Genomic DNA, 25,622 nt, shown 5'->3' with positions numbered 1-25,622 from the left:
AGCTCGGTTGAACTTTAATTCAGCAGCGCGTTGGCGAATTCTTCGGCGTAAAATGGCTGCAGATCGTCAATTTGTTCTCCTACGCCAATGAAGTAGACGGGGATCGGCCGCTGTCGCGCAATTGCGGCAAGGATGCCGCCTTTCGCTGTGCCGTCGAGCTTGGTCACAATCAATCCGGTTAGGCCAAGCGCATCATCAAACGCTTTGACTTGTGCGAGGGCATTCTGCCCAGTATTCGCGTCAATCACAAGCAGTATCTCATGCGGGGCGTCATGCATGGCTTTGCCAATGACGCGTTTGATCTTTTTTAACTCGTCCATTAAATGCAATTGCGTTGGCAAGCGCCCAGCGGTGTCCGCCATAAGGATGTCTAACTTGCGCGCGCGCGCCGCGTTGAGGGCGTCGAAAATGACTGCGGCGGGGTCTCCGCTTTGCTGTGAAATCACATTAATCTGATTGCGTTCGCCCCATAGCGCAAGCTGCTCGTGCGCGGCGGCGCGAAAAGTGTCGCCCGCGGCAAGCAACACAGATTGTCCATGCCGCTGTAAATGTTGGGCGAGTTTGCCAATGCTAGTGGTTTTGCCAGCGCCGTTCACACCTGTGATCATCATCACTAAGGGTTGCGCACGGTCAAGCACTAATGTGCGCTCAAGAGGTTTTAATAAATCCGCTAATAAAGAGCGTAACGCCGCTTTGACGGCTTCACCGTCATTAAGCCGCTCCGCGAGGATTTTTTGGCGCAGAGCATTGAGCAAAAATTGGCTGGCTTCAAGCCCCGTGTCCGCCATTAAGAGAGCGGCTTCTAGTTCTTCAAAAAAATCCTCGTCGATCTTGACGTTGGTAAAAAGGTTTGTAAAGTTGTTACGGGTTTTCGCCAGACCAGATTTTAGCCGTTTTACCCAGGAGGTTGGACGATCTGGAGTCAGCTCTGGGGCGGGAGGATTTTTATCCTGAGTATCGTTTTTTGATTTATTCTCTGCCTCAGTGAGCTCAGAGGTTGATGTTGAGCTCTTATGAAGCTTTTTGAAGAAGCTAAACATGGTTTATAGTTTGAAAGATTTGGTTTGCAAAACGCTCAGGGTGGATGTAAACGAAAGGTGCATTTTAGCAGAGCCTAATCAGCCGCTGTACGTGATTGGGTATTGGGGGCATAGCAAATTTGTTGGGCCGTCTGCAGAATGTCCTGTTGTTGAATAAACATTGAATTAAATGAATCTATGCTCCTGAAAAAGAATACCGTGAAAAGCTTGTTGGAAGCCGTTAAGCCATTATGCTTGAGGGCGCTCACTTCTATGCGAGCTTATTTCTTACCGCGCGGCATATGTATTGCGACGCTGTTATGCGTCGCTAGCGTATCTGCCGCTGACTTGAAAGCTGAAGCCACAGGGGCCCAGCACACGTTGCCTACGACGGAGTTTGCTTTAGCTAACGGGTTACGGGTGATTGTGCGGGAGGATCACCGCGCGCCGACAGTCGTACAGATGCTTTTTTATAAAGCCGGTTCGCTCGATGAACAGAGCGGCACAACCGGAGTTGCGCATGTACTTGAGCATATGATGTTTCGTGGTACTCAGCAAGTTGGACCAGGTGAATTTTCGCGGCGTGTAGCGGCCCTTGGCGGCAGCGAGAATGCGTTTACGATGCAGGACTGCACCGCGTATTTCACGCGCATAGAAAAATCACACTTGCCTGACATCATGGAGCTCGAGGCGGATCGCATGCAAAATCTCGCGCTTACAAGCGAAACTTTTGATCGTGAAATTCGGGTGGTGATGGAAGAGCGGCGTTTATCCGTAGAGGACAAACCCGAAGCGTTGCTGGATGAAGTCTTGCAGGCAACGGCATATAGCGCGTCGCCGGTGCGCTGGCCAGTGATTGGCTGGCAGGATGATTTACAACATATGACTTGGCTTGATGCCCGCGCCTGGTATGAGCGCTGGTACGCGCCGAACAATGCCTTGTTGGTGGTGGCGGGAGATGTCGATCCTGCATCAGTCCGCCAGCAAGCTGAGCGTTGGTTTGGGGCGATTCCAGCACGCCCCTTGCCGTTGCGTAAACCGCAGAATGAACCGCCACAGCAGGGTTTAAAACGGGTCGCGTTGAACGCCTCAGTCAGCGTGCCGCGCGTCACGCTGGCATTTAAGGCTGTCCCATTAGAGGAAAGTTCCACGGGAAAGCACGATGCTTACGCTCTGAGTGTGTTGGCCGCAGTGCTTGACGGCTATCCGAATGCGCGGCTTGGAAAACATCTGGTGCGTGAACAACGTCTGGCCGATGGGGTCGATGCCTCTTACAGCATGGTGGCACGTGGGCCAAGGTTATTTACGCTCAGCGCGCTTCCAGCGCAGGGTAAATCGGTCAAAGAATTAGAAGTCGCTTTGCGTCGTGAGTTACAGAGCATTGCTCAAAATGGCGTGGGCGCTGAGGAATTGCAACGTGTCAAAACGCAATTGTATGCGGCGCGTATCTATGAGCGAGATTCAGTATTTAGCCAAGTCATGGAGATTGGTTTAATGGAAATGGCCGGGCATTCATGGCGCGCTATCGAACAAATTGACCAAGCCTTAAATGCGGTGACAGCGCAGGATGTACAAGCAGTCGCGGCGCGCTATTTCATAGATGACCAGTTGACCGTGGCGACGCTTGTGCCGCAGTCAATACGCTCTGCCACGCGTCTGAAAAAACTGGCGCAGAAAAACTAATGGAGCGAATCAGGATGCTAATAAGAACTCAATTCTTATATTTAGCTTGTGCGACTTTTTTGGCCGTCATCATGCTGGGGCGACCTTCTGCGTCGCTAGCTGAACCGTTGATTCAGCAATGGCGCACCGCGTCCGGAGCGAAGGTGCTGCTGGTTGAAGATCATGCTATCCCAATGCTGGATATTCAAGTCAATTTTGATGCGGGCAGCCGTTATGATGCGCCTAGTCGGAGCGGCCTGGCCGCCATGACGGCGCGCATATTGCGTACGGGTACGCGCGCGACCCAAGGTTGCTTAGGCTTAACTGAAGCTCAGATCGAGAATCGTGTTGCCGATATAGGTGGTGTAATCTCCGATACAGTGGATAAAGATAGCGCGGCTTTGCATTTGCGCACCTTATCAACTGCGCCTGAACGTGATGCAGCGTTAGCGACTTTTGCGACACTCTTGCAATGTCCGTCTTTCCCGAAAAAAAAGCTGGACCGTGAAAAACAGCGGTTTATTACGGCCCTTAAAGAGCTGTCAAACCGCCCGCAAGCACAAGCTGAAAAAGCCTTCAGCGCAGCAGTATTTGGCGTGCACCCATATGGCGTATCGCCTGATCCTAAAAGTATCTCAGCGCTCACGCCAGCAGCCTTGTCCGCCTTTTATCAGACGCATTATGACGCTCAGCATGCAGTCTTAAGCATTGTGGGCGATTGCGACCGGTTGCAAGCAGAGCGTATCGCGGAGCAACTTATGCGCGCGTTACCGCGTGGCATGCCAAGAGCTGAGCTGCCACCTGTTGTCTCGTTGGCGAGCCCACGCGAGATTAAAGTGCCGCATCCAGCCTTGCAAGCGCATATTTTGCTTGGGGCGCCAGCCATTGCACGAGGCGACCCAGATTATTTTGCGCTACTCGTAGCGAACCAAGTGTTGGGCGGTGGTACATTAATCTCTCGACTGGGGCATGAAGTGCGCGAGCAGCGCGGTTTATCCTATGGCGTATATAGCGCTTTTGTGCCCGCAGCGCAGCCTGGCTATTTTCAAATTAGCTTGCAAACGCAGCAGGGTCAAGCGCCTAAGGCGCTCGCTGTGGTGCGCGAAACACTCGCAAAATTTATTGCCCAAGGGCCTACGCAAGCAGAATTGGAGGCTGCCAAAAATTACTTGGTTAATAGCTACCCACTGCAACTTGACAGTAATAGAAAACGCTTGGAAATCGTGGCAACCATAGGTTTTTATGGGTTGCCGCTGGATTATTTGAACACCTGGACGGCGCGGGTTAACGCGGTGACGCGTGAAGAAGCGCAAACCGCATTCGCCAAACATGTCAATCTGAGCAAGATGGTGACAGTATTAGTGGGCGCGCCGGAGTAGTGCGGTAAAATTGAGCTTAGCATGGTTATTTCATCTGAATTTTCTAACGGAGCAGCGCGCGCCGCGGCGCATTCGGTGCGCATCATTGGCGGGCTTTGGAAGCGCACGCATTTGCCGGTGCTGGATATGCACGAATTACGGCCCACCCCAGACCGAGTGCGGGAAACGTTATTCAATTGGCTAGGCCAAACGCTGGATGGACTGGTCTGCCTGGATTTATTCGCAGGGAGCGGCGCATTAGGTTTTGAGGCGGCTTCGCGTGGCGCGGCGCGTGTGCTGATGATTGAACGGCAACTGCGTATCGTGCAGCAACTACGGCGCAATCAAGAGAAACTAGCTGCTCATACCGTGGAAATTGTACATGCTGACGCGCTTAACTTTGCGCGCGGACTTGCCGCAGGCAGCTTCGATCTGATTTTCCTTGATCCTCCTTTCGCCGCGGATTTACTTGAGCCTGCATTAAATGTATGTTTGCCGCTAATGCGGCGAGGAGGCGCAATCTATATTGAATCCTCTAGGCCGTTAACTCTGGGCAAACCGTTGATATTGCAAACGGAGGCTAGAGCGGCGGGTAACCTGCCTGCGCTAGAATCCGCGCAGCGCATGGGGTGGAGTGTTGTGCGGCGCGGTAGGGCAGGGGCTGTGCACTATCATTTATTACGCCATCTGGCTAGCCAAGATAGAGATATTTTGCCTTTTGAGGGGGAAACGGCATGATCGTTGCAGTTTATCCGGGGACTTTTGACCCGTTCACGCGTGGTCACGAGGATATTGTGCGCCGCGCCTCGAGTATTTTCGATAAACTCATTATTGGCGTTGCCGATAGCCGCAATAAACGGCCTTTTTTCACGCTAGAAGAACGGTTAGCTATTGCGCGTGAAGTGCTGGGACATTACTCTAATGTGCAGGTCGAAAGCTTTAAGGGCTTACTCAAAGATTTTGTGCGCAGTCATGAAGCGCGTGTAATTGTGCGCGGCTTGCGTGCCGTATCAGATTTTGAATACGAATTTCAAATGGCGGGGATGAATCGATACCTAATGCCTGATATTGAAATGATGTTTATGACACCAGCCGATCAATATCAGTTTATTTCCGGCACAATTGTGCGTGAAATAGCGCAATTGGGCGGCGATATTAGCAAATTTGTCTTTCCCTCGGTTGAGAAATGGATTAAAGACAAAGCTGCTAAGTTGGCGGCTGAGGTCGATGATAATAGCCAGCAGCAACTGGCGCGTGGATAAGCTCATGGCATTGAAGATTACTGAAGAATGTATTAATTGCGATGTTTGCGAGCCAGAATGCCCAAATAATGCGATTTCAATGGGCACCGAGATCTATGTGATCGACCCGAGTAAATGCACTGAATGCGTTGGGCACTTTGATGAACCGCAGTGCCAACAAGTTTGCCCAGTAGAGTGTATTCCACTTAACCTTGAATATATTGAAACGCGCACACAGTTACTTGAGAAATATCATAAATTAGTGGCGCACAAAGAGGTTTAATCAAGCGCGCCTGGCTGTTAGCCCTTAATCATTCGGAATCAAGAGCTCAGACGAAGTTCCATACATCTATTTTCATAGATTGAGTATATGCTAGTTATATATGCGATCAGATTACGTCCTTGGCTATGTCTAGTTTAGGTGAACGGCACACCTGCCATATAGGATAGAATATGTCGGTCTCGCCGCTTTAGCGGGGTTTTAGCAGTTGAATTTTTGGTAGCGCTGAGCGGGTGTTTTTTATTTTTTAATGGGAGGCGGCCATTTTGTTGCACGCTTTGCTTGATTTTTTCTCTCATGGTTTATTGCGTTGGTCGTATTGGCAGGTTGCTGCTTATACATTGGTCGTTACGCATATAACAATTATCGGGGTGACGGTTTATCTACACCGTTGCCAAGCCCACCGTGCGCTTGACCTACACCCAATCGCCAGCCATTTTTTCCGCTGTTGGTTATGGTTAACGACGGGTATGGTGACCGGCCAATGGGCGGCGATTCACCGTAAACATCATGCCAAGTGTGAAACTGATGAAGATCCGCACAGCCCGCAACGGCGCGGCATCTGGAAAGTGCTGCTAGAGGGCGCTGAATTGTACCGAGCGGAAGCAAAAAATCAAGAAACGCTTAGCAAATATAGCCGTGGCACGCCGGATGATTGGCTGGAACGAAATATCTATGCAAAGCATTCGGTGCTTGGTGTTTCATTGATGATGATTATCAATGTTGCGCTTTTTGGCGTGCTTGGCGTGTCGGTGTGGGCTTTGCAGATGATTTGGGTGCCGTTTTGGGCTGCGGGCGTGGTCAATGGACTTGCTCACTATTGGGGCTATCGTAATTTCGATTGCGCTGATGCAAGCACCAATATTTTCCCCTGGGGGATCATCATTGGCGGCGAAGAGTTGCATAACAATCATCATACTTTTGCTACTTCAGCTAAACTCTCTAATAAATGGTATGAGTTTGATATTGGCTGGATGTATATTCGCATTCTGTCTGCTTTGCGGTTAGCTAAAGTCAAAAAAGTGGCGCCTGTCCCCAAACTTACACGAGGCAAACCAGCGCTGGATCTTGAGACTTTGCACGCGGTCTTGGCGAATCGTTATGATGTGATGGCGCGTTACGCCCAGGCCATAAAGCGCGCTTACCGCCATGAATTGGCGTACCTTAAAGAGGTTGGCGCTAAAGAAAAATATTTGTTGGTTAAAAGTGCGCGCAAATGGTTTCATGATGAAGGCGCACGCCTTGAAAAACTCCAAAAAGAGTTGCCGCAAATTTTAGCGCATAGCAATGCTTTGCGTACCTTTCATGAATTGCAAGGCGAGCTGGCGGCTATTTGGGAGCGCTCAAATGCTTCCGGCGAGCAACTTTTGCATCAGCTGCAAGCTTGGTGCCGCCGAGCTGAAGAAAGTGGCATTAAAGCCTTGCAAGATTTTTCGCTACGCCTACGCTGTTATTCATAAAAATGCATTCTTCGTCACTGCCAGCCATTAAGGCTGTTGATTTTGACCAACCACAAATGCAAGGCGCCGTTTGCGGCACAGGGCAAGCGTGGGCGCGCTTGCCCGCCACGCCTACTGCGGCTGAGCAACGCGCGTTAAAAGAGCGGATCCGCGCCTTACTGGTGCGCCAGCAAGCGGTGTTGGTGGCGCATTATTATGTGGATGCTCAATTGCAGGAATTGGCTGACGAAAGCGGTGGTTGTGTGGCGGATTCACTCGAAATGGCCCGCTTTGGCCGCGACCATCCGGCGCGTACTTTAGTCGTGGCAGGCGTGCGCTTTATGGGGGAAACCGCAAAGATTTTAAGTCCGGATAAGCGCGTACTGATGCCTGATCTCGATGCGACCTGTTCGCTAGATTTGGGTTGTCCAGCAGATGAATTCTCAGCATTTTGCGCGGCTCACCCAGAGCGCACAGTGGTGGTGTACGCTAACACGAGCGCCGCCGTTAAAGCGCGCGCGGATTGGATGGTGACCTCCTCCATTGGCTTAGACATCGTCGCCGAGTTGCACCGTCAAGGAAAAAAAATTCTGTGGGCGCCGGATCGTCATTTGGGTCAATATATCCAGCAAAAAACTGGCGCTGATATGTTGCTTTGGCAAGGCTCATGTGTGGTGCATGATGAATTTAAAGGCGTTGAGTTAGAACTGCTACGTGTTGAACATCCGCAGGCTAAAATACTCGTGCATCCAGAGTCGCCCGCGGCAGTGGTGGCACAGGCTGATGTAGTCGGCTCGACAACGCAATTAATTGCTGCCGCCCAAACGCTTGATGCAACTGAATTTATCGTGGCTACCGACTTAGGTATTTTGCATAAAATGCGCGCCGCCGCTCCTACTAAACATTTTATTGCAGCCCCTACAGCGGGCCATAGCGCAACCTGCAAAAGTTGTGCCCACTGCCCTTGGATGGCGATGAATGGGCTGGCCAACTTGGCCGACGTGCTTGAGCATGGACATAATGAAATTCATGTTGAGGCTGAGATTGCTGCGCGCGCGCGTTTGCCAATTGATCGCATGCTTGATTTTGCCGCGCGGCGTCAGAGCAACGTGCGTGCTAGCGGCGATCTTGCGCGTGATGGAGCGTTATTCGCCCAAGTTGGACCGGCCTGAGTCATTGGCTACAAAAATCCTCTTTTTAGGCTCAATGCCACCCCCTCTTTCTTCTTTGTAAGATGACGCCACTTGACGCAATCCGTACCGAATATGGTGAGTTATTTGAGCAGGCGTTGAGCCGCAATGTGACCGATGCATTGCAAGAAGACATTGGCTCCCAAGATCAAACCGGCCTTTTACTTGATGCTCAGCAGCTTGGCGTAGCGCGCGTTATTGTGCGTGAAGCCGCGGTATTGTGTGGTACCCCCTGGTTTACAGAGGTCATGCGCCAGCTTGATGCAAATATCAAGCTCGAATGGCGTTATCGGGAGGGCGAGCTGATGCGGGCTAATGATGAGGTTTGCATATTACGCGGACCGCTGCGCGCGTTACTCACGGGTGAACGAGCTGCTCTCAATTTTTTGCAATTGCTCTCAGGCAGCGCCAGCGCGACACGGCTTTATGTTAACGCTATTGCCGGGACGCGAGCGCGCATTTTCGATACGCGTAAAACTCTGCCAGGCTTACGGCTGGCGCAGAAATATTCTGTCCGGGTTGGGGGAGGTGAGAATCAGCGGCTTGCGCTATATGACGGTATCCTCATTAAAGAAAACCATATTGCCGCAGCAGGCGGCATCACCCAAGCGCTTGCCGCTGCCAGCGCGTTGCAGCGATCAGTGCCGGTTCAAATCGAAGTTGAAACATTGGCTCAACTTGCAGAAGCACTTGGTGCACAGGCGCGGTTAATTTTGTTAGACAATTTTACCCTCGATGAACTGCGTGAAGCCGTGCGCATCAATGCTGGACGTGCTGTGCTAGAGGTATCGGGCGGGGTGAATTTAGATACCGTGCGTGCAATTGCTGAAATAGGGGTTGATCGAATTTCGATTGGCGCTTTGACAAAGCATTTGCAGGCAATCGACTATTCATTGCGGGTTGTTGATAGAGTCTAGTCATTTGGCCATGGCCAGAGTTAAAGCTAGCGAATTTCGTTCTGCGCACCTGTTCGACGTTTGGCCTCTTGAATTGGATTGTTCTCAAAAATCATCAAAGTCAATCTAACCGCTTAAGCCCTCTTGCAATTCGTCTATATTGCGAAATTTATTCAAACAAGACCAGCGTAGGTAATTCCACCACTCCCTCTTTTTTAATATCACTTCTTTTACTTTAGCAGAAGGCTTATATTATGCCGATTTACAGATCGGAAAATTGAATCGATGTCTATGAATTACACATAAAATTGACGATCGCTTAGCTGTATTTACATAAATTGATGTGTTGTACAACCCCGAGCGTAGGCATTCGGCACTCAATTCACCCATCCACTTCGAAAGAAATCCTTTACACGTAAAAATTATATTATTATTCAGTCTACTGATCTCCTGTACGAGTTGGGCTGCACAAAGCTAGACGAGGCAGATACCGATTTGCATGGCTTTAACATTTCATAGCAAAATATTTTTTCAATTAATTCCATTTAAAAATGGAAGCTTTTAACTGTTCATCAAATGAGGTTAACTCCAACGTTCAACATGCCGAACGACCACGTTGCTTCCACTGTCGCTGTCATCATTCCCTTCTACAATGGTTCAAAATGGATTGAGCGCGCACTCGCGAGTGTCGCCGAACAGACCATGGCGGCCAACGAAGTGTTCGTCGTAAATGACGGCTCGCGCGCCGAAGAGCGGGCGGCGCTATATGAATTGTCCAAAAAATATGATTTTCGCATCGTCGATAAGCCGAATGGTGGCCAAGGATCAGCTCGCAATGCCGGCGTAGAAGCTGCTGACTCCGAGTACATCTGCTTTCTCGACCAAGATGATTTCTATCTTTCTGACCACATTGAGATCTTGATGCATGCGATTCCAAGGAAAGATAGTCGCTTCGGTTTTGTTTATGGCGATGCGATAGAAGCCGATGGCGATGGGAATGTCGTGCGCACGGCCATGGTCAAGGAGCTATGCACGAGCCATCCTAAGCGAGCGATCATTGATCTATTGCAGGAGGACATGTTTGTCTTGCCTTCAGCGTCATTGGTTAGTCGCAAAGCGTTTCTTGCGGTCGGAGGCTTCGACCCGCGTTTCATCGGCTATGAGGACGACGACCTGTTCCTCCGCATTTTTCGCAAAGGCTATACAAACTATTTCGTCGATCGCCCAGTGTACGTCTGGTGCATCCATGCGGAGAGTGCCTCCTACACAATTCATATGAGCCGCAGCCGCTTTCTCTATTTTCAAAAGCTCGTTGAGATGTTCCCTGATGAGAGGGACAAGCAGCGCTTCTATTTCCGAGACTGCCTAGTCCCGCGCTTCGGCAGGGCATTTATCGTCGATGTGATTAAGGCAGCGAGAAAGCGCAGCGAACACCGGCCTGAGATTATATCGACTCTGCGCAAATATGCATCGATGGTCTACGCTAATCCCTATGTGGGCATAACGTCCAAAATGAAGCTATGGCTGATAACACTTTTGCTGTCCTCGGCCCTATTTAATCTGTCGGCCAAGTACTATTTAAGGAATTTGTAACGCGTTTTTCTATTTTAGAATGGAACTAATCTTGGGGCAGGATCAGCTGAGAAACGGGGCCTAACTAGGCCGCTCCTGTATAATCCTGCTTAATCTGTTTTCCAGACATCCATTTTTTCCCCGATCGCGCTACCGACTGTCCTGACTACCTTGCGGGAAGGTTTGTGCGTAGTCGTGTTTTTTAGAGTTAAAGGTATGATTCTCGTAACGGGCGGCGCCGGGTTCATCGGCGGTAATTTCGTGCTTGACTGGTTGCGCGATAACGATGAAGCTATTCTCAATGTCGATAAACTCACTTACGCAGGCAATCTGCGCACGTTGAAGTCGCTTGAGGGTGACCCGCGTCATTTATTCGCGCGCGTGGATATTTGCGATCGTGCCGCGCTCGATACATTGTTTGCGAAGCATGCGCCGCGTGCGGTTGTGCACTTCGCAGCCGAAAGCCATGTCGACCGGTCAATCTACGGACCGGCCGAGTTCGTGCAGACAAATGTAATCGGCACTTTCACGTTGCTGGACAGCGCCCGAACCTACTGGAGCGGGCTAGATGCCGGTGCGAAGGCTGCATTCCGGTTTCTGCACGTATCCACCGACGAGGTATTCGGTTCGCTCTCCGAGAGCGAGCCACCGTTCTCCGAGGTGACGCCGTATGCACCGAACAGCCCCTATTCGGCCACCAAGGCCGGCGCTGACCACTTGGTGCGAGCGTATTACCATACTTACGGACTGCCTACGCTGACGACAAACTGCTCCAATAACTATGGGCCGTATCATTTCCCTGAGAAGTTGATTCCGCTGATGATTGCCAATGCGCTCGCCGGTAAGCCGCTGCCAGTATACGGCGATGGGCAAAACGTGCGGGATTGGTTGTACGTTGGCGATCATTGTGCCGCGATCTGCGCCGTGCTCGCGCGCGGCACGCCTGGCGAAACTTACAATATAGGCGGTTGGAACGAGAAAAAAAATATTGAGGTTGTGCATACGCTGTGCGATCTGCTCGATCAACTCAAACCGAAAACTGCCGGTTCGTACCACGACCAGATCACGTTTGTCACCGACCGTCCAGGCCACGATCAACGTTACGCAATCGACGCGCGAAAGATCGAGCACGATCTAGGCTGGAAGCCTGCTGAGACGTTCGAGAGTGGCCTGAAGAAGACTGTCCTATGGTACCTTGGCAATCAGAGCTGGGTGGATGAGGTGCAGTCGGGCGACTATCGCAAGTGGGTCGAACTGAACTACGCACAGCGTGCGGGATAATCGAGAACAATAATGATGGCACACATTGAGCGTAAGGGCATTATTCTTGCTGGCGGCTCCGGCACACGGCTTTATCCAATCACGCACGCCGTCTCCAAGCAGTTGCTGCCAGTGTACGACAAGCCGATGATTTACTACCCGCTTTCTACGCTTATGATGGCGGGCATTCGAGACGTACTGGTGATCTCGACGCCAGAGGACACGCCGCGTTTTGAAGCGATGCTGCGTGATGGTCACCAATGGGGCATGAACCTCCATTACGCGGTCCAGCCCTCGCCAGATGGCCTGGCGCAAGCGTTCATCATCGGGCGCGAGTTCATCGGTGAGGCTCCTTCCGCGTTGATTCTCGGCGACAATATTTTCTACGGGCACGATTTGGTTGGGCAGCTTGAGAGGGCGAACCAGCGAACTGCGGGCGCTACCGTGTTCGCATATCACGTGCACGATCCGGAGCGCTATGGTGTGGTCGAGTTTGACCGAGAGTTTCGGGCGCTGAGGATTGAGGAGAAGCCGACGAAGCCGCGCTCGAACTATGCTGTCACAGGCTTGTACTTCTATGACAACAATGTGTGTGACATCGCGGCGACAATCCAGCCGTCGCCGCGCGGCGAGTTAGAGATTACCGATATCAATTCCGTTTATCTCGAACAGGGCAATCTGAACGTCGAAATCATGGGGCGCGGCTACGCATGGCTTGACACGGGAACGCATGATTCCTTGATCGAAGCGGCGACATTCATTGCGACGCTGCAAAAACGGCAAGGGCTCGTGGTTGCGTGTCCAGAAGAAATTGCGTATCGGCTCGGCTGGATTGATGCTGAGCAATTGCACAGGCTGGCCGCGCCACTCACGAAAAACGGCTATGGTAAATATTTGCAAACTATTTTGACGGACCAAATCGCATGGCCATCCAAGTAACGCCGACTGCATTACCCGAAGTGAAGATCATTGAGCCGAAAGTGTTTGGTGATGCGCGAGGTTTTTTCTTTGAGAGCTTTAACGCGCGTGAGTTTGCTGAACTTGTCGATATGCGTGCGGTGTTTGTGCAGGACAACCATTCACATTCTGAAAAGGGCGTGTTGCGTGGTTTGCACTATCAGATCCAGCGCGCGCAGGGCAAGCTTGTGCGTGTTGTGCAAGGTGAGGTGTTTGATGTGGCGGTGGATATTCGCAAGAGCTCGCCGAACTTCGGCAATTGGGTTGGCGTGCATCTGTCGGCCCAGAACAAGCGACAGCTCTGGGTACCAGCGGGCTTCGCGCATGGCTTTGTAACTCTGTCGGAATCGGCGGAGTTTCTGTATAAGACGACTGACTACTGGTTTCCAGAGTTTGAGCGCAGCATTGTCTGGAATGACCCGCGGATTGGTATCGAGTGGCCGTATGATGGTGAACCGCTGGTCGCCGCGAAAGATGCTGCGGGTAAACACCTTGCAGAAGCGGAAGTTTTCGCTTAGAGGAGGCGCTGATGAGTTTGGAGCATGAAAGGCGTACGATACTAGTCACCGGCGTGAATGGTCAGGTTGGCTTCGCGCTGACGCGTGCGTTGCAGGGGCTCGGTCGAGTGGTAGCGGCTGACCGTTCAATGCTGGATCTATCGAATCTCGAGCAGATACGCTCGGTTGTACGCGAGGTGCGTCCCACGCTAATTGTGAATCCTGCCGCATATACGAGTGTTGACAAAGCCGAGAGCGAGCCTGACCTGGCAATGACGATTAACGGTCAAGCACCGGGTGTACTCGCCGATGAGGCCAAGAGGCTCAATATCCCGCTGATTCATTATTCGACTGATTATGTGTTTAATGGCGAGAAGGATGGGGAGTATGTCGAGAGCGATCCGACCGATCCGCAGAACGTGTATGGTCGTACGAAACTTTTTGGCGAGCAGGCAATTGCGGCGAGTGGTGCGAATTATCTGATTTTCCGAACCAGCTGGGTGTATGGCAGGCGCGGAAAAAACATGCTGCTGACAATGCTAAGGATTGGCGCTGAGCGGGAGGAACTGAACGTGGTTGCTGACCAGATTGGGGCGCCGACATGGAGCAATACAATTGCAATGCTGACAGCGCACGTGGTTGCGCAGGCGCTAGCGTCGCAAGATCAAAAATCCTGGTGGCATCAGCGGTCTGGGGTGTATCACCTGAGCGCAGGCGGTGCAACATCGTGGCATGGATTCGCCTCGGCAATTTTCGAGTTGTCGCAACTTGATAGGCGGCCTGTGGTGAAGCAGATTTCGACAGCTGAGTATCCGACACCGGCTAAGCGTCCGGCCAATTCGCGGATGTCGAATGAGAAACTCGTGCGCGTGTTCGGGTTGCGGGCGCCCGATTGGAGGGAGGCATTACGCCTTTGCATGATTGACTAAGATATGGAATCATGAGGCTGCGCAGGACGGCCTAAGCGGTGGTATTGTCGTGGTCTTCTATCGGCCCGATGTAGAGTGCGTGCGGCGCGCGAACGCGCTTGCTAAGATGGCACTTTGCGTGGTTATCGATAATACAGAGCAGGTTAGTCGCGCATCTGACCTTGGCTTGGACAATGAGATTGTGTATGTTGCCAACGGAGCAAACCGCGGTATCGCGGCCGCAATCAATCAGGGGGTGGAAGTCTTAATTGACGCCGGATGTAAGAGTGCGTTGATCTTCGATCAAGACAGCGAAGCGTCCAGCCAGCTGGTTCGGGACTTGCCGTGCCTGCTCGAGGAGCAATTAAATCAAGGTAAGCCGGTCGCGCTGATTGGCCCCGCTTACGAGGATGCACGATTCGGCAGCGTGACCCCTTTCGTACGCTTTGGGTATTGGAAGCTGCGACGCATCGCGCCGGTCGGCACTCAGCCGATTGAGGTCGATTTCTTGATTAGTTCGGGTTCGTGCATCAATCTTGCGGCATGGCGTGACATCGGGCCCATGGACGAAGGGCTTTTCATCGATTTTGTGGACCTGGAGTGGTGTGTCAGGGCGCGCGCAAAAGGCTATTCAGCGCTTGGTGCGCCTATGTTGCGTCTCGCGCACGAATTGGGTGGGGAACCGGTTCGCGTGCTCGGTCGCGTCTATCCAAGTCATAGTCCATTGCGTCATTATTATTTGTTCCGTAATGCGGTCGCGCTCATCAAGCGGGGCTATGTGCCGTGGAGCTGGAAATCCACTGAGCTGGTAAAACTTCCTGTTCGCCTTATGATTTATAGTCTCTTCATGAGGCCTCGTCTGGATCATCTGAGGATGTCCTTGATTGGGTTATGGCATGGATTGACGGGACGGATGGGTCCACTGCACTAATTTTGGGGAATAGGACCAATGGTGGTTGCAATTTTGTATAAATTGCATAAAAAAATTTAAAGTCGTTTAACGCTGCCGCACCAGTACCGTCGGTAGCGCTTCAGCTAACTGCTCAGGCCAATCGCGGCTGAAATGTAAGCCGCGGCTTTCGCGCCGCAAGCACGCACTCTCTACAATCAGCGCAGCGACCTCGACGAGATTACGTAATTCGAGTAAATCCCGGCTGATGCGGAAATTAGCATAATATTCATCGATTTCACTACGCAACAACGCAATTCTATGTTTGGCGCGCGATAAGCGTTTATCCGTGCGGACAATCCCAACATAATTCCACATCAGTCGGCGTAATTCATCCCAGTTATGGGTAATCACCACTTCTTCGTCTGGATCTGTCACGCGGCTTTCATCCCAGATCGGCAAGGGTGTGCTCGGACGATATGCATGGTTAGCGAGGTCTGTTTGAATCGCGGAGGCGCTGGAGTGAGCCATGACGACGCATTCTAGTAAAGAGTTGCTCGCTAGCCGGTTAGCGCCATGTAAACCCGTATAAGCGGTTTCTCCAACTGCGAAGAGCCCAGCAATATCGGTGCGTCCAAAGGCATCGGTAACGACGCCGCCACATGTGTAGTGCGCCGCCGGCACCACCGGAATCGGTTGCTGCGTAATGTCAATGCCAAATTCTAGGCAGCGCGCGAGAATGGTCGGAAAATGCGCGCGCAAAAATTCCGGAGGTTGGTGGCTAATATCGAGGTGAACGTAGTCGATGCCGTGTTTTTTAATTTCAAAATCGATGGCTCGCGCCACAATATCGCGTGGCGCGAGCTCAGCGCGCGCATCGTGCTTGGGCATAAAGCGTAGACCGTTGCCATCATGCGCGGGGAGTTTAAGTAAACCGCCTTCGCCACGCACGGCCTCGCTAATTAAAAACGACTTTGCATAGGGGTGATACAGGCAGGTGGGATGGAACTGGATAAATTCCATATTTGCAACCCGGCAGCCTGCCCGCCAGGCGATTGCGATGCCGTCGCCGGTTGCTGTATCAGGATTGGTTGTATATAGATAGACTTTGCCTGCACCACCCGTAGCGAGCACGATATGCGGTGCTTCTAGGGTGAGCGTATGCCCATTGCGTATATCGAGTACGTAAAGGCCATTACAACGCCGCCCAGGCGCGCCAAGCGGGGCGGACGTAATGAGGTCAATGGCAAAATGCTCTTCAAGCAGCGTTATATTCGGATGTGTCCGTACGCGCTGAGCTAGAGTGGACACTACCGCATGGCCGGTTGCATCTGCGGCGTGCATAATTCTTCGGTGGCTATGGCCGCCTTCGCGCGTTAAGTGAAACCCCAGCTCGCTGGCGGCATCACGGGTAAAAGGCACGCCCTGTTCAAGCAGCCATTTGATGGCTAATTCGCCTCGTTCGAGGATAAAGCGGGTGATGTGTTCATTACAGAGGCCACCGCCGGCAATCAGCGTGTCTTGTACATGGTTTTCGATACTGTCAGCGGAATCCAGCGCAGCGGCAATTCCGCCTTGAGCCCAGTCGCTCGCGCTATCGTGTAGCGAGCGTTTAGCAATGACCGCGACGCGCAAAGTGGGGGCGAGCTTCAGGGCTGCGCTTAAGCCGGCCAAGCCGCTGCCTACGATGACAACATCGAAATTTAATGGGTTGGTAGATTTTTCGCGGTTTGACATCTGCCAGCCACTTGCAGCAAAAACCCCGCACACAGTCGCTACAAAAAAATCTAAAGCAGCGCTGGGCGGGGTTTGGGTGTATCAGGTCGTCTGAAACCGTTTATTTCAGCTTAGTTTCTGTATAAGAAACATGCTTACGCACGACAGGATCGAATTTCATGATTTCCATCTTTCCTGGTTGTGTGCGTTTGTTCTTTGTCGTGGTATAAAAATGACCTGTGCCAGCCGATGATGCCAGCTTAATTTTTTCGCGTCCGCCTTTAGCCATGATTTATCCTTTAAATTTCGCCACGTGCGCGTAAATCAGCGAGCACGGCATCAATTCCTATCTTGTCGATCAGGCGTAGTGCGGCATTCGAGATGCGCAGTCGCACGTCACGATTTTCGCTTTCTACCCAGATGCGGCGATACTGCAAATTCGGTAAATAGCGGCGTTTTGTTCTATTATTGGCATGGGAAACGTTATTGCCAACCATTGGCCCTTTCCCAGTTACCTTACATTTTCGTGCCATTGAGCACTCCTGGTACGCTAAATTCTACGCGGTAACAATCGCTACAGCGCGTTGTAAAATAAAAATCGAAAGGCCGAATTCTAGCATACAATTTTGCAGAAGTTGCAGGAGTTTTTATGGTTGGCTTTATATCCAGCCTTTTTCAGAAAACGACAAAATCGCGTTAGAAGCGACGATAAAGTGATCCAGTAATTTTATCTCAAATAGCGCCAGCACGGTTTGTAGTTGTTGAGTCAAATGCCGGTCGGCAGGGCTGGCGGCCACAGCGCCTGATGGATGATTATGCGCTACGATCAAAGATGCCGCGTTTAATAGCAATGCTTGTTTGGCAATTTCACGTGGATAGACGACGGTTTGGGTTAATGTGCCGCGCGCTGATTCTTCCGCACGAATTAGCCGATGGCGCGCATCCAGATATAAGCAAACAAAAACTTCATAAGGACGTGCGCCGATCAACAATTTTAAATAATTTCGTACGGCCGTAGGCGACTCAAGATAGGTGTTATTGCGTAATTGCTCGGCTAGCGCGCGTTGGATCAGTTCACTCATCGCATGCAGTTGAGCAATTTTGGCGGGGCCCATTCCATGCACGGCTTTAAGATCTGCATGTGAAGCGTTTAATAAAGCGCGTAACGAACCAAAGTGATGGATTAACGTGCGGCCAAGGTCAACCGCGCTTTGTCCGGCGACTCCAACGCGCAAGAAAATGGCGAGCAGCTCGGCATCTGACAAAGCGGCAGGGCCGGCTTGAGCTAATTTTTCGCGCGGGCGCTCACTATTGGGCCAAGTGCGAATGGCGTGCCCCCTTTGGGGCGTTAACTGTCTCATCTGAGCTAAGTCGCTTACAATATCGTTTTTTTATGCTCTACGGCGCGGCTTTTTGGTCGCCGGTTTGATAAATATTGATTTAGCATCGCATGACCCTGATTAATCTTTCTGAAGTGAAGCAAGGCTCGCACGTTACACTGCACTACCGCCTCTCGTTAGCGGATGGTGCGGATATCGTGAATACGTTCGGCGATCGGCCGGCTACCTTATTATTAGGAGCGGGTCAGATCGCACCGCCGCTTGAGGCTATTTTGCTCGGAATGAAGGTAGGAAGCCACTCTACCTTTCGGTTAATGCCAGAGCAGGCGTTTGGAGTGCGCAATCCGGAGCTGATTCAAAAAGTAACGTTAGCGGCTTTGCGCGACCATGGCGTGAGTAGCGATGAATTTGTGCCAGGAGATTTGGTTGAATTCAATGCGCCCAGTGGTGGGCGTTACGCTGGTGTTTTAAAAGAAATTGACGCCAGCGGAGCACTCTTTGATTTTAATCACCCGTTAGCGGGACAAGCACTTTCTTTTGAGGTGCAGATTATTGGTATTTTATAGAGACGGATCATGGCGCATGCTGCTTTAACTGAGACTGAAGCCGAGATTTTACTCGCCCAGCCGCGCGGATTTTGCGCTGGAGTGGATCGCGCGATTGAAATTGTCGAGCGGGCGCTGGCGCGTTTTGGTGCACCGGTTTATGTGCGCCACGAAATTGTTCATAATGCTTATGTGGTGCGCGATTTGCGCCAAAAAGGCGCGGTTTTTATTGAGTCGCTCGAGCAAGTGCCAGCCGGCAGTACGGTGATCTTTAGTGCGCATGGGGTAGCCAAAGAAGTGCACCAACAAGCTCAGCAGTTGGGTTTACACATTTTCGATGCAACCTGCCCGTTAGTGACAAAAGTGCATGTCGAAGTGGCTAAAATGTGGGCCAATGGCTATGAGATCGTGATGATTGGGCATATCGGTCATCCCGAAGTTGAGGGGACCATGGGACAAGTGCCCGATAGAATGCACTTAGTAGAAAAAGTATCAGATGTTGAGCAGCTCCAAGTGGCTGATCCGCAAAAGCTTGCTTATGTGACGCAAACCACCTTGTCCGTTGACGATGCTGCGCAAGTGATTGGGGCTTTAAAGAAACGTTTCCCGACGATTTTAGGGCCTAAAAAGCAAGATATTTGTTATGCCACGCAAAACCGGCAAGATGCAGTCAAATTAATGGCGCCGCAATGCGATCTGGTGATTGTAGTGGGCAGCCCGAATAGTTCAAATTCGAATCGTCTGCGCGAGGTTGCGCAAAAACTTGGCATTTCAGCATATATGGTGGATGAGCCGGCGCAGATTGATCCGGCTTGGCTGGTGGGCAAGCGCCGCATTGGCGTTACCGCCGGCGCATCGGCGCCTGAAGCCTTGGCGCAATCGGTGATTGAACGCTTGCGCGAGCTTGGCGTAGCGAAGGTGCGCACCTTAGAGGGGGTGGATGAAAACGTGTCTTTCCCGCTACCGCGGGAACTCAGCGCATTAGTCGGTAAGCCAAAAAATTAAAGTAAGCTAAATTGAGGAGGGCAAATGGATATTTTTATCCAGCAAATTCTGAATGGTTTAGTGCTGGGTAGTGTTTATGCGCTGATCGCACTAGGCTACACAATGGTGTATGGCATTCTAGGTATTATCAATTTTGCGCATGGTGATGTGTTAATGGTGGGCGCGCTGATTGCGCTTTCCGTGATTAAGCTGATCCAAACCTATTTTCCGCAGCTAGGCCCGATACCGACGCTATTAATTGCGTTGATGGTTGCCGCCTGCGTCTGCGCTTTTCTTGCCTATTTGATTGAGCGAGTAGCATACCGGCCGTTACGTAATGCGCCGCGGCTGGCGCCTCTCATCACGGCGATTGGCGTGTCGATTCTGTTGCAAACGCTAGCCATGATGATCTTTTCGCGGGCGCCATTGATGTTTCCGCAACTATTGCCAACGGATCCAATCAACGTCATTGCGCCTCAAGGAGAGCACCCAGGCGCGGTGATTTCAATGACTGAAATTATTATTGTAGTGGTCGCGTTTGCCACCATGGGGGGGCTCTTATGGCTTGTACATAAGACGCGACTTGGCCGCGCCATGCGCGCCACAGCGGAAAATCGAGCGCTAGCGAGCTTAATGGGGGTGAATCCCAATTTTGTGATTTGCGCTACGTTCATGATTGGCGCAGCGTTAGCTGCGCTGGCGGGGGTGATGATTGCTTCTGAATACGGCAATGCGCGTTTCGACATGGGCTTTATTCCAGGCATTAAAGCATTTACTGCGGCGGTGTTAGGTGGGATTGGCAATTTAGGTGGCGCGATGGTAGGTGGAATCTTGCTGGGGATTATCGAACAACTGAGCGCAGGCTATATCGGCGATTTGACCGGCGGGGTTTTCGGGAGTAACTACCAAGATGTATTTGCCTTTATCGTATTAATTGTCGTATTGGTGCTGCGGCCCTCTGGCTTGCTAGGCGAGCGGGTTAGCGATCGCGCATAAATACCTAGGCCGGATTCACTTTACTCCAACTTCTGTATAAGGTTTTGCTTAAATACATGATAGCGTCTACTACGAAAAAATCAGTGACGGCCTATGCAGGTATGGCGCTGCTCGCACTCACAATACTTTTAGCTCCGCTGGTGATCGGGGCGGTGGGTGGAAATTATTGGGTGCGAGTGCTTGATTTCGCCATGCTCTATGTGATGTTGGCATTGGGTTTGAATATAGTCGTCGGTTTTGCCGGTTTGCTTGATCTGGGCTACATCGCCTTTTATGCGGTGGGCGCATATATCGCGGCTCTTTTATCATCTCCTCATCTAGCGCAGCAATTTGACTGGATCGCTCAGTTACTGCCGGCCGGGCCACACCTTACGATTTGGTTAATCTTGCCGATTGCGCTTGCCATGGCGGCTTTGTTCGGTGTTTTGTTGGGTGCGCCCACACTGCGTTTGCGCGGTGATTATTTGGCTATTGTGACGCTGGGTTTTGGCGAGATTGTGCGGATTTTCATGAACAACCTGGACCGTCCTCTCAACCTCACTAACGGCCCACAAGGGATTGCGAATATTGCGCCAGTGACTCTATTTGGTTTTGATTTATCGAAAACACATACCCTGTTTGGAATAGATTTCCCCTCTGTATATTTATATTATTATTTGTTCGCTGCGCTTGCGTTATGCGTGATTTTTATTTGCATTCGCCTACAACATTCACGCATTGGTCGGGCTTGGGCCGCCATCCGCGAAGACGAAACGGCAGCCAAAGCAATGGGCATTAATACGCGCAATATGAAATTGCTCGCATTTGCAATGGGCGCTTCGTTTGGTGGCGTTTCAGGGGCAATGTTTGCGGCTTTTCAAGGTTTTGTCTCGCCCGAATCGTTCACCTTTTCAGAATCTATTGTGGTGCTAGCATGCGTTGTGCTGGGCGGCATGGGGCATATTCCAGGCGTTATTTTGGGCGCGCTGCTGCTCTTGATTTTTCCCGAGTTTTTGCGCTCAACGATGGGACCTTTGCAGGATGCATTATTCGGCCGCGAGATTTTCGCTGTAGAAGCCATTCGGCAACTATTTTATGGTTTGACCATGATTATTATCATGCTCTATCGTCCGGCTGGCCTATGGCCGGCTGCTAAGCATGAAGATCGAATCGCAAAAAAAGCTAAGCGCAATTAATTCAGCGTATATGAACTGCGTCGTCTTGCTACCTAAGCAAGTCGGATATTGTTTACTTCAGCCCGAGACTAAGTCTATACAAGACCGCGGGCTGTCAGATGAAAGAGGCCGTGATTGATAGCACAAACTCAACCTATTCTTTTGTCGGTCAACGGCGTCAATAAAAGTTTTGGCGGCTTGCAGGCACTCCATGATGTGAGTTTAGAAATCGCCAGCGGCCACATTTATGGCTTGATTGGCCCAAATGGCGCTGGCAAAACGACTTTTTTTAATGTGATAACGGGTTTATATGAGCCAGATGCCGGTACTTTTATACTGGATGGCAAACCGTATGAGCCAACCGCAGTGCATGAAGTGGCACGCACCGGAATTGCACGCACTTTCCAAAATATCCGTTTATTTGGCGGTATGACCGCACTTGAGAATGTCATGGTCGGACGTCATGTGCGCACCCGCCAAGGATTATTAGGCGCGGTCTTGCGCACGCCTGCTGAACGGCGCGAAGAAAAAGAAATTGTAGAGCATGCCCGCGCCTTACTCGATTATGTGGAGATTGGACAATATGCGGGTTACACCGCACGCAATTTGTCATATGGCCATCAACGTCGGCTTGAGATCGCGCGCGCATTGGCGACAGAGCCGAAACTGCTGGCCCTCGATGAACCTGCGGCTGGCATGAATGCGACTGAAAAAATCGGTTTGCGTCAATTACTCGAAAAAATTCGCAACGATGGCAAAACCATCTTATTGATCGAGCACGATGTAAAACTCGTGATGGGTTTATGTGATCGGATGACAGTGCTCGATTACGGCAAAGTGATTGCTGCGGGTCTGCCGCAGAAGGTTCAGAAGAACCCTAAAGTTATTGAAGCCTACTTGGGCGCAGGAGGCAGCTAATGTCAGCACTCTTAAAAATCAGAGGATTGCAACTTGCCTATGGCGGCATTCAGGCCGTTAAAGGGATTGATCTAGACATTTTTGAAGGTGAATTGGTCACGTTGATTGGCGCGAATGGCGCTGGCAAAACAACCACCATGAAGGCGATTTGCGGTTTAAAAACTTGCGCAGCCGGCTCTATTGAGTATCGGGGCGAATTGCTCAAAAACCTTCCGCCACATGAATTGCTTAAACGCGGGCTCGCTATGGTTCCGGAAGGGCGTGGCATTTTTGCGCGCATGACGATTCTTGAAAACCTGCGCATGGGCGCTTATTTACGTAATGATGTGAATGGCATTAAGCAAGATATTGAGCAAATGTTTGTTTATTTTCCGCGTTTGCAGGAACGCGCGGCGCAGCTTGCCGGCACGCTCTCGGGTGGGGAACAGCAGATGTTGGCGATGGCGCGCGCATTACTAGGCCGGCCTAAGTTACTGCTAATGGATGAGCCTTCAATGGGCCTTTCGCCGTTGATGGTTGAGCGCATTTTTGAAGTGGTGCGTGAAATTTCGGCTCAGGGGCTGACTATCTTGCTGGTCGAACAAAATGCGCGGCTGGCGTTGCAGGCAGCGAATCGGGCGTATGTGATGGAGTCGGGTTTGATCTCTATGTCTGGGGAGGCGAAACAGTTGCTGGGAGATCCGAAGGTGAGGGCCGCTTATTTGGGGGAGTGATGCGCGTGTTTTATTGAAGATAGGAGTCTATCCAAATTTTTAATGTGGCCGCCTCACACACAAAAATAATGGCAAAGTCCTCTTTGACTACTTTTAGCTTGAGGCAATGCGCACCCGCTTATAATGAATCCAGTAAAACAGACTGATGAGTTAGGCTCAAATTCATGGAAAATCACTTTCAACACGTTCATATTAAACCCCATGCCGCACAAATGGATTCTTTAACAATTACGCGTCCCGATGATCTGCATCTGCATCTGCGTGACGGCGCGATGTTAGCTGCGGTGCTGCCACATACTGCACGCCAATTCGGGCGCGCGATGGTGATGCCTAATCTGAAGCCTCCCGTAACCACTACGGCCCAAGCGCTGGCTTATCGCCAACGCATTATGGCTGCGTTGCCAGAGGGCGCGGCTTTTGAGCCGTTAATGGCACTTTATCTGACTGACAATACACCTGCGGATGAGATTCGTCGCGCGCACGAGTCCGGTCGGGTACAGGCGGTTAAGCTTTATCCGGCAGGGGCGACCACTCATTCAGATGCCGGCGTGACGGATCTTAAGCACTGTACAAAAGCGTTAGAAGCGATGCAAGAGGTGGGGTTGCCGCTGCTGGTGCATGGCGAAGTCACGGATGCGTCGGTGGATATATTCGATCGTGAAAAAATATTTATCGATCAAGTGCTGGAGCCTGTACGGCGCGCATTTCCGGCTTTGAAAGTGGTTTTTGAGCATATTACAACGCAAGAGGCGGCTGACTATGTGCGCGATGCAGAGGCTGCACCTGGCATGTTGGGGGCGACGATTACGGCGCATCATCTGTTGTATAACCGCAATGCGCTTTTTCAAAAAGGGCTGCGGCCGCACTATTATTGCTTGCCAGTCTTAAAGCGCGAGCAGCATCGGCTGGCGCTAATTAAAGCCGCGACGTCCGGTAACCCTCGTTTTTTCTTGGGGACGGATAGCGCGCCGCATCCCAAGGGGGCGAAAGAACACGACTGCGGTTGCGCCGGGTGTTATACGGCGCTACATGCGCTTGAGCTCTATGCGCAGGTTTTCGATGGCGTGGGTGCGTTGGCGCAGTTGGAGGGTTTTGCAAGCGTTCATGGCGCTACATTTTATGGGTTGGAGCGCAATCCGGGAACGGTGACGCTGCGGCGCGAGCCGTGGACGTTGCCATCTGAGTTAACGGCAGGCGAACACACGTTGGTGCCACTCGGTGCAGGTGAAATCATCGAATGGCGGCTGTCATAATTAAATAAGCGTGCTACACTCAGGTGAGCAAAGTGGACTAGACCGCCGCCGCCTTCGTTAGAAGGGGGAGGAAAGTCCGGACTCCAAAGGGCAGGGTGATGGCTAACAGCCATCCGTGGTGACACGCGGAATAGGGCAACAGAAAGTAAACCGCCGATGGCCTTAAGCGTTAAGCTTATGGCTCAGGTAAGGGTGAAACGGTGCGGTAAGAGCGCACCGCAGTTGCGGTGACGTAACTGGCGCGGTAACCTCCACCTGGAGCAATTCCAAGTAGCGGGCACGCATCTTAGAATGCAAGCAGGCCCCTTGCTGGTCCGTGGGTAGGAAGCTTGAGCGCGTTAGTAATAACGCGCCTAGAGGAATGGCCGTCACGCGCAGCTCCGGTTGCGCGCACAGAATCCGGCTTATGGTCCGCTTTGCTTTTTCATTATAGTTAGGCCCCGTTGTGTGCTGGGGTTGAAACCTATTCAGTCTTTCTTCTTTTTATCCGTTTTCCGATTAAGCGCTTGCATCACAGTTCGATGCGTGCGTGGCGTTGTGGTCATTGCACCTTCGTGCGGATCAATTACTCAAAAATATTTGTGCTGCGCAGCATGCCGGTTTTGAGGCGAAATTTCCTGAAGTAAGGCCCAAATAGTTCCCTCATTTTTTCTTAAATAGTGTTAGAGCATTTGCATACTTACAGCTAACTTATTGAAAAATAAGTATTTTAAAAATTCGTATAATCCCCTCTATTTTTTCATAATGTAAAAAATAATTTTATATTATAAATTTCCTTGCATTGCACAAGAGTTATCGCTATAATCCTTTCCATCGGTTGTTGTTAAAGACAGCC

The 25,622-nt window shown here is 51.3% G+C and carries 25 protein-coding genes, 1 other RNA gene and 1 pseudogene; 22 read left to right on the top strand and 5 right to left on the bottom strand.

Annotated elements, in window-relative coordinates:
- Window positions 1-14: 14 nt before the first annotated feature.
- Window positions 15-1,040: a signal recognition particle-docking protein FtsY gene (gene ftsY / locus MCB1EB_RS10820; protein ID WP_045364349.1), complete on the bottom strand. Its 1,026-nt coding sequence runs from the start codon at window positions 1,038-1,040 to the stop codon at window positions 15-17.
- A 252-nt stretch (window positions 1,041-1,292) separates the two neighbouring features.
- Between ftsY and MCB1EB_RS10815 the strand changes: the two genes are divergently transcribed.
- The 14 genes from MCB1EB_RS10815 (at window position 1,293) to MCB1EB_RS10750 (ending at window position 15,210) form a co-directional block, all read left to right on the top strand.
- On the top strand, window positions 1,293-2,702 hold the full coding sequence (locus MCB1EB_RS10815; protein WP_052393945.1) for a M16 family metallopeptidase: 1,410 nt from the start codon (window positions 1,293-1,295) through the stop codon (window positions 2,700-2,702).
- 14 nt (window positions 2,703-2,716) lie between these two features.
- Window positions 2,717-4,060 (top strand): M16 family metallopeptidase, encoded by a 1,344-nt coding sequence (locus MCB1EB_RS10810; RefSeq protein ID WP_045364352.1) that lies wholly within the window; start codon window positions 2,717-2,719, stop codon window positions 4,058-4,060.
- A gap of 21 nt (window positions 4,061-4,081) precedes the next feature.
- Window positions 4,082-4,777 carry a 16S rRNA (guanine(966)-N(2))-methyltransferase RsmD gene (gene rsmD / locus MCB1EB_RS10805; RefSeq protein ID WP_045364355.1) on the top strand — a complete coding sequence of 232 codons (696 nt, stop codon included), beginning with the start codon at window positions 4,082-4,084 and terminating at the stop codon, window positions 4,775-4,777.
- Complete coding sequence (gene coaD / locus MCB1EB_RS10800) at window positions 4,774-5,301, top strand: pantetheine-phosphate adenylyltransferase (RefSeq protein WP_026921553.1); 528 nt, start codon at window positions 4,774-4,776, stop codon at window positions 5,299-5,301. The genes rsmD and coaD overlap by 4 nt, the downstream gene beginning before the upstream one ends.
- Before the next feature lie 4 nt (window positions 5,302-5,305).
- Complete coding sequence (locus MCB1EB_RS10795; protein WP_026921552.1) at window positions 5,306-5,563, top strand: YfhL family 4Fe-4S dicluster ferredoxin; 258 nt, start codon at window positions 5,306-5,308, stop codon at window positions 5,561-5,563.
- Between the two features lie 263 nt (window positions 5,564-5,826).
- Window positions 5,827-7,020 carry a DesA family fatty acid desaturase gene (locus MCB1EB_RS10790; RefSeq protein WP_045364358.1) on the top strand — a complete coding sequence of 398 codons (1,194 nt, stop codon included), beginning with the start codon at window positions 5,827-5,829 and terminating at the stop codon, window positions 7,018-7,020.
- Window positions 7,021-7,022: 2 nt separating this feature from the next.
- On the top strand, window positions 7,023-8,171 hold the full coding sequence (gene nadA, locus MCB1EB_RS10785; RefSeq protein WP_034956960.1) for a quinolinate synthase NadA: 1,149 nt from the start codon (window positions 7,023-7,025) through the stop codon (window positions 8,169-8,171).
- A gap of 62 nt (window positions 8,172-8,233) precedes the next feature.
- Window positions 8,234-9,106, top strand: a complete 873-nt coding sequence (gene nadC, locus MCB1EB_RS10780) for a carboxylating nicotinate-nucleotide diphosphorylase (RefSeq protein ID WP_045364362.1) — start codon at window positions 8,234-8,236, stop codon at window positions 9,104-9,106.
- A gap of 579 nt (window positions 9,107-9,685) precedes the next feature.
- Window positions 9,686-10,678, top strand: coding sequence for a glycosyltransferase family 2 protein (locus MCB1EB_RS10775; protein ID WP_045366219.1), 993 nt, complete (start codon window positions 9,686-9,688; stop codon window positions 10,676-10,678).
- A gap of 195 nt (window positions 10,679-10,873) precedes the next feature.
- Window positions 10,874-11,938 (top strand): dTDP-glucose 4,6-dehydratase, encoded by a 1,065-nt coding sequence (gene rfbB, locus MCB1EB_RS10770; RefSeq protein WP_045364365.1) that lies wholly within the window; start codon window positions 10,874-10,876, stop codon window positions 11,936-11,938.
- A gap of 24 nt (window positions 11,939-11,962) precedes the next feature.
- Window positions 11,963-12,856 carry a glucose-1-phosphate thymidylyltransferase RfbA gene (rfbA, locus tag MCB1EB_RS10765; RefSeq protein WP_045366222.1) on the top strand — a complete coding sequence of 298 codons (894 nt, stop codon included), beginning with the start codon at window positions 11,963-11,965 and terminating at the stop codon, window positions 12,854-12,856.
- Window positions 12,841-13,392, top strand: coding sequence for a dTDP-4-dehydrorhamnose 3,5-epimerase (rfbC, locus tag MCB1EB_RS10760; protein WP_045364368.1), 552 nt, complete (start codon window positions 12,841-12,843; stop codon window positions 13,390-13,392). The genes rfbA and rfbC overlap by 16 nt, the downstream gene beginning before the upstream one ends.
- Window positions 13,393-13,403: 11 nt before the next feature.
- Window positions 13,404-14,300: a dTDP-4-dehydrorhamnose reductase gene (gene rfbD / locus MCB1EB_RS10755; protein WP_045364371.1), complete on the top strand. Its 897-nt coding sequence runs from the start codon at window positions 13,404-13,406 to the stop codon at window positions 14,298-14,300.
- A complete protein-coding gene (locus MCB1EB_RS10750) occupies window positions 14,293-15,210 on the top strand; it encodes a glycosyltransferase family 2 protein (protein ID WP_232034110.1) in 918 nt (305 codons plus the stop codon). Before rfbD ends, MCB1EB_RS10750 begins: the two co-directional genes overlap by 8 nt.
- Window positions 15,211-15,276: 66 nt before the next feature.
- Here the strand turns inward: MCB1EB_RS10750 and nadB are convergent, their stop codons facing one another.
- From nadB to radC, 4 genes are all read right to left on the bottom strand, one after another.
- Window positions 15,277-16,905 (bottom strand): L-aspartate oxidase, encoded by a 1,629-nt coding sequence (nadB, locus tag MCB1EB_RS10745; RefSeq protein ID WP_045364373.1) that lies wholly within the window; start codon window positions 16,903-16,905, stop codon window positions 15,277-15,279.
- A 100-nt stretch (window positions 16,906-17,005) separates the two neighbouring features.
- Entirely contained in the window at window positions 17,006-17,173 is a 168-nt protein-coding gene (rpmG, locus tag MCB1EB_RS10740; protein ID WP_034956958.1) for a 50S ribosomal protein L33, read from the bottom strand.
- 10 nt (window positions 17,174-17,183) lie between these two features.
- On the bottom strand, window positions 17,184-17,417 hold the full coding sequence (gene rpmB, locus MCB1EB_RS10735; RefSeq protein ID WP_026921540.1) for a 50S ribosomal protein L28: 234 nt from the start codon (window positions 17,415-17,417) through the stop codon (window positions 17,184-17,186).
- A 126-nt stretch (window positions 17,418-17,543) separates the two neighbouring features.
- Window positions 17,544-18,245 carry a RadC family protein gene (radC, locus tag MCB1EB_RS10730; RefSeq protein ID WP_045364377.1) on the bottom strand — a complete coding sequence of 234 codons (702 nt, stop codon included), beginning with the start codon at window positions 18,243-18,245 and terminating at the stop codon, window positions 17,544-17,546.
- Window positions 18,246-18,334: 89 nt separating this feature from the next.
- Between radC and MCB1EB_RS10725 the strand changes: the two genes are divergently transcribed.
- The 8 genes and pseudogenes from MCB1EB_RS10725 to rnpB all read left to right on the top strand — a co-directional run bounded on the left by MCB1EB_RS10725 (window position 18,335) and on the right by rnpB (window position 25,209).
- A complete protein-coding gene (locus MCB1EB_RS10725) occupies window positions 18,335-18,790 on the top strand; it encodes an FKBP-type peptidyl-prolyl cis-trans isomerase (protein ID WP_045364380.1) in 456 nt (151 codons plus the stop codon).
- 9 nt (window positions 18,791-18,799) lie between these two features.
- Entirely contained in the window at window positions 18,800-19,774 is a 975-nt protein-coding gene (ispH, locus tag MCB1EB_RS10720) for a 4-hydroxy-3-methylbut-2-enyl diphosphate reductase (protein ID WP_045364383.1), read from the top strand.
- Window positions 19,775-19,798: 24 nt separating this feature from the next.
- Window positions 19,799-20,749, top strand: a complete 951-nt coding sequence (locus tag MCB1EB_RS10715; protein WP_045364386.1) for a branched-chain amino acid ABC transporter permease — start codon at window positions 19,799-19,801, stop codon at window positions 20,747-20,749.
- 131 nt (window positions 20,750-20,880) lie between these two features.
- Window positions 20,881-21,924: pseudogene (locus MCB1EB_RS10710) on the top strand (ABC transporter permease subunit); the annotation flags it as partial.
- Between the two features lie 117 nt (window positions 21,925-22,041).
- Window positions 22,042-22,821, top strand: coding sequence for an ABC transporter ATP-binding protein (locus MCB1EB_RS10705; RefSeq protein WP_045366228.1), 780 nt, complete (start codon window positions 22,042-22,044; stop codon window positions 22,819-22,821).
- Window positions 22,821-23,534, top strand: a complete 714-nt coding sequence (locus MCB1EB_RS10700; RefSeq protein WP_026921533.1) for an ABC transporter ATP-binding protein — start codon at window positions 22,821-22,823, stop codon at window positions 23,532-23,534. The genes MCB1EB_RS10705 and MCB1EB_RS10700 overlap by 1 nt, the downstream gene beginning before the upstream one ends.
- A gap of 212 nt (window positions 23,535-23,746) precedes the next feature.
- A complete protein-coding gene (pyrC, locus tag MCB1EB_RS10695) occupies window positions 23,747-24,787 on the top strand; it encodes a dihydroorotase (RefSeq protein WP_126354064.1) in 1,041 nt (346 codons plus the stop codon).
- A 29-nt stretch (window positions 24,788-24,816) separates the two neighbouring features.
- Window positions 24,817-25,209, top strand: an RNA gene (gene rnpB, locus MCB1EB_RS10690) — RNase P RNA component class A.
- Window positions 25,210-25,622 lie beyond the last annotated feature (413 nt).

Origin of the sequence: Mycoavidus cysteinexigens, from assembly GCF_003966915.1 — a bacterium.
GTDB lineage: Bacteria > Pseudomonadota > Gammaproteobacteria > Burkholderiales > Burkholderiaceae > Mycoavidus > Mycoavidus cysteinexigens.
The sequence above is the reverse complement of the archived record's forward strand: the minus strand, read 5'-3'. Positions and strand labels throughout refer to the sequence as shown.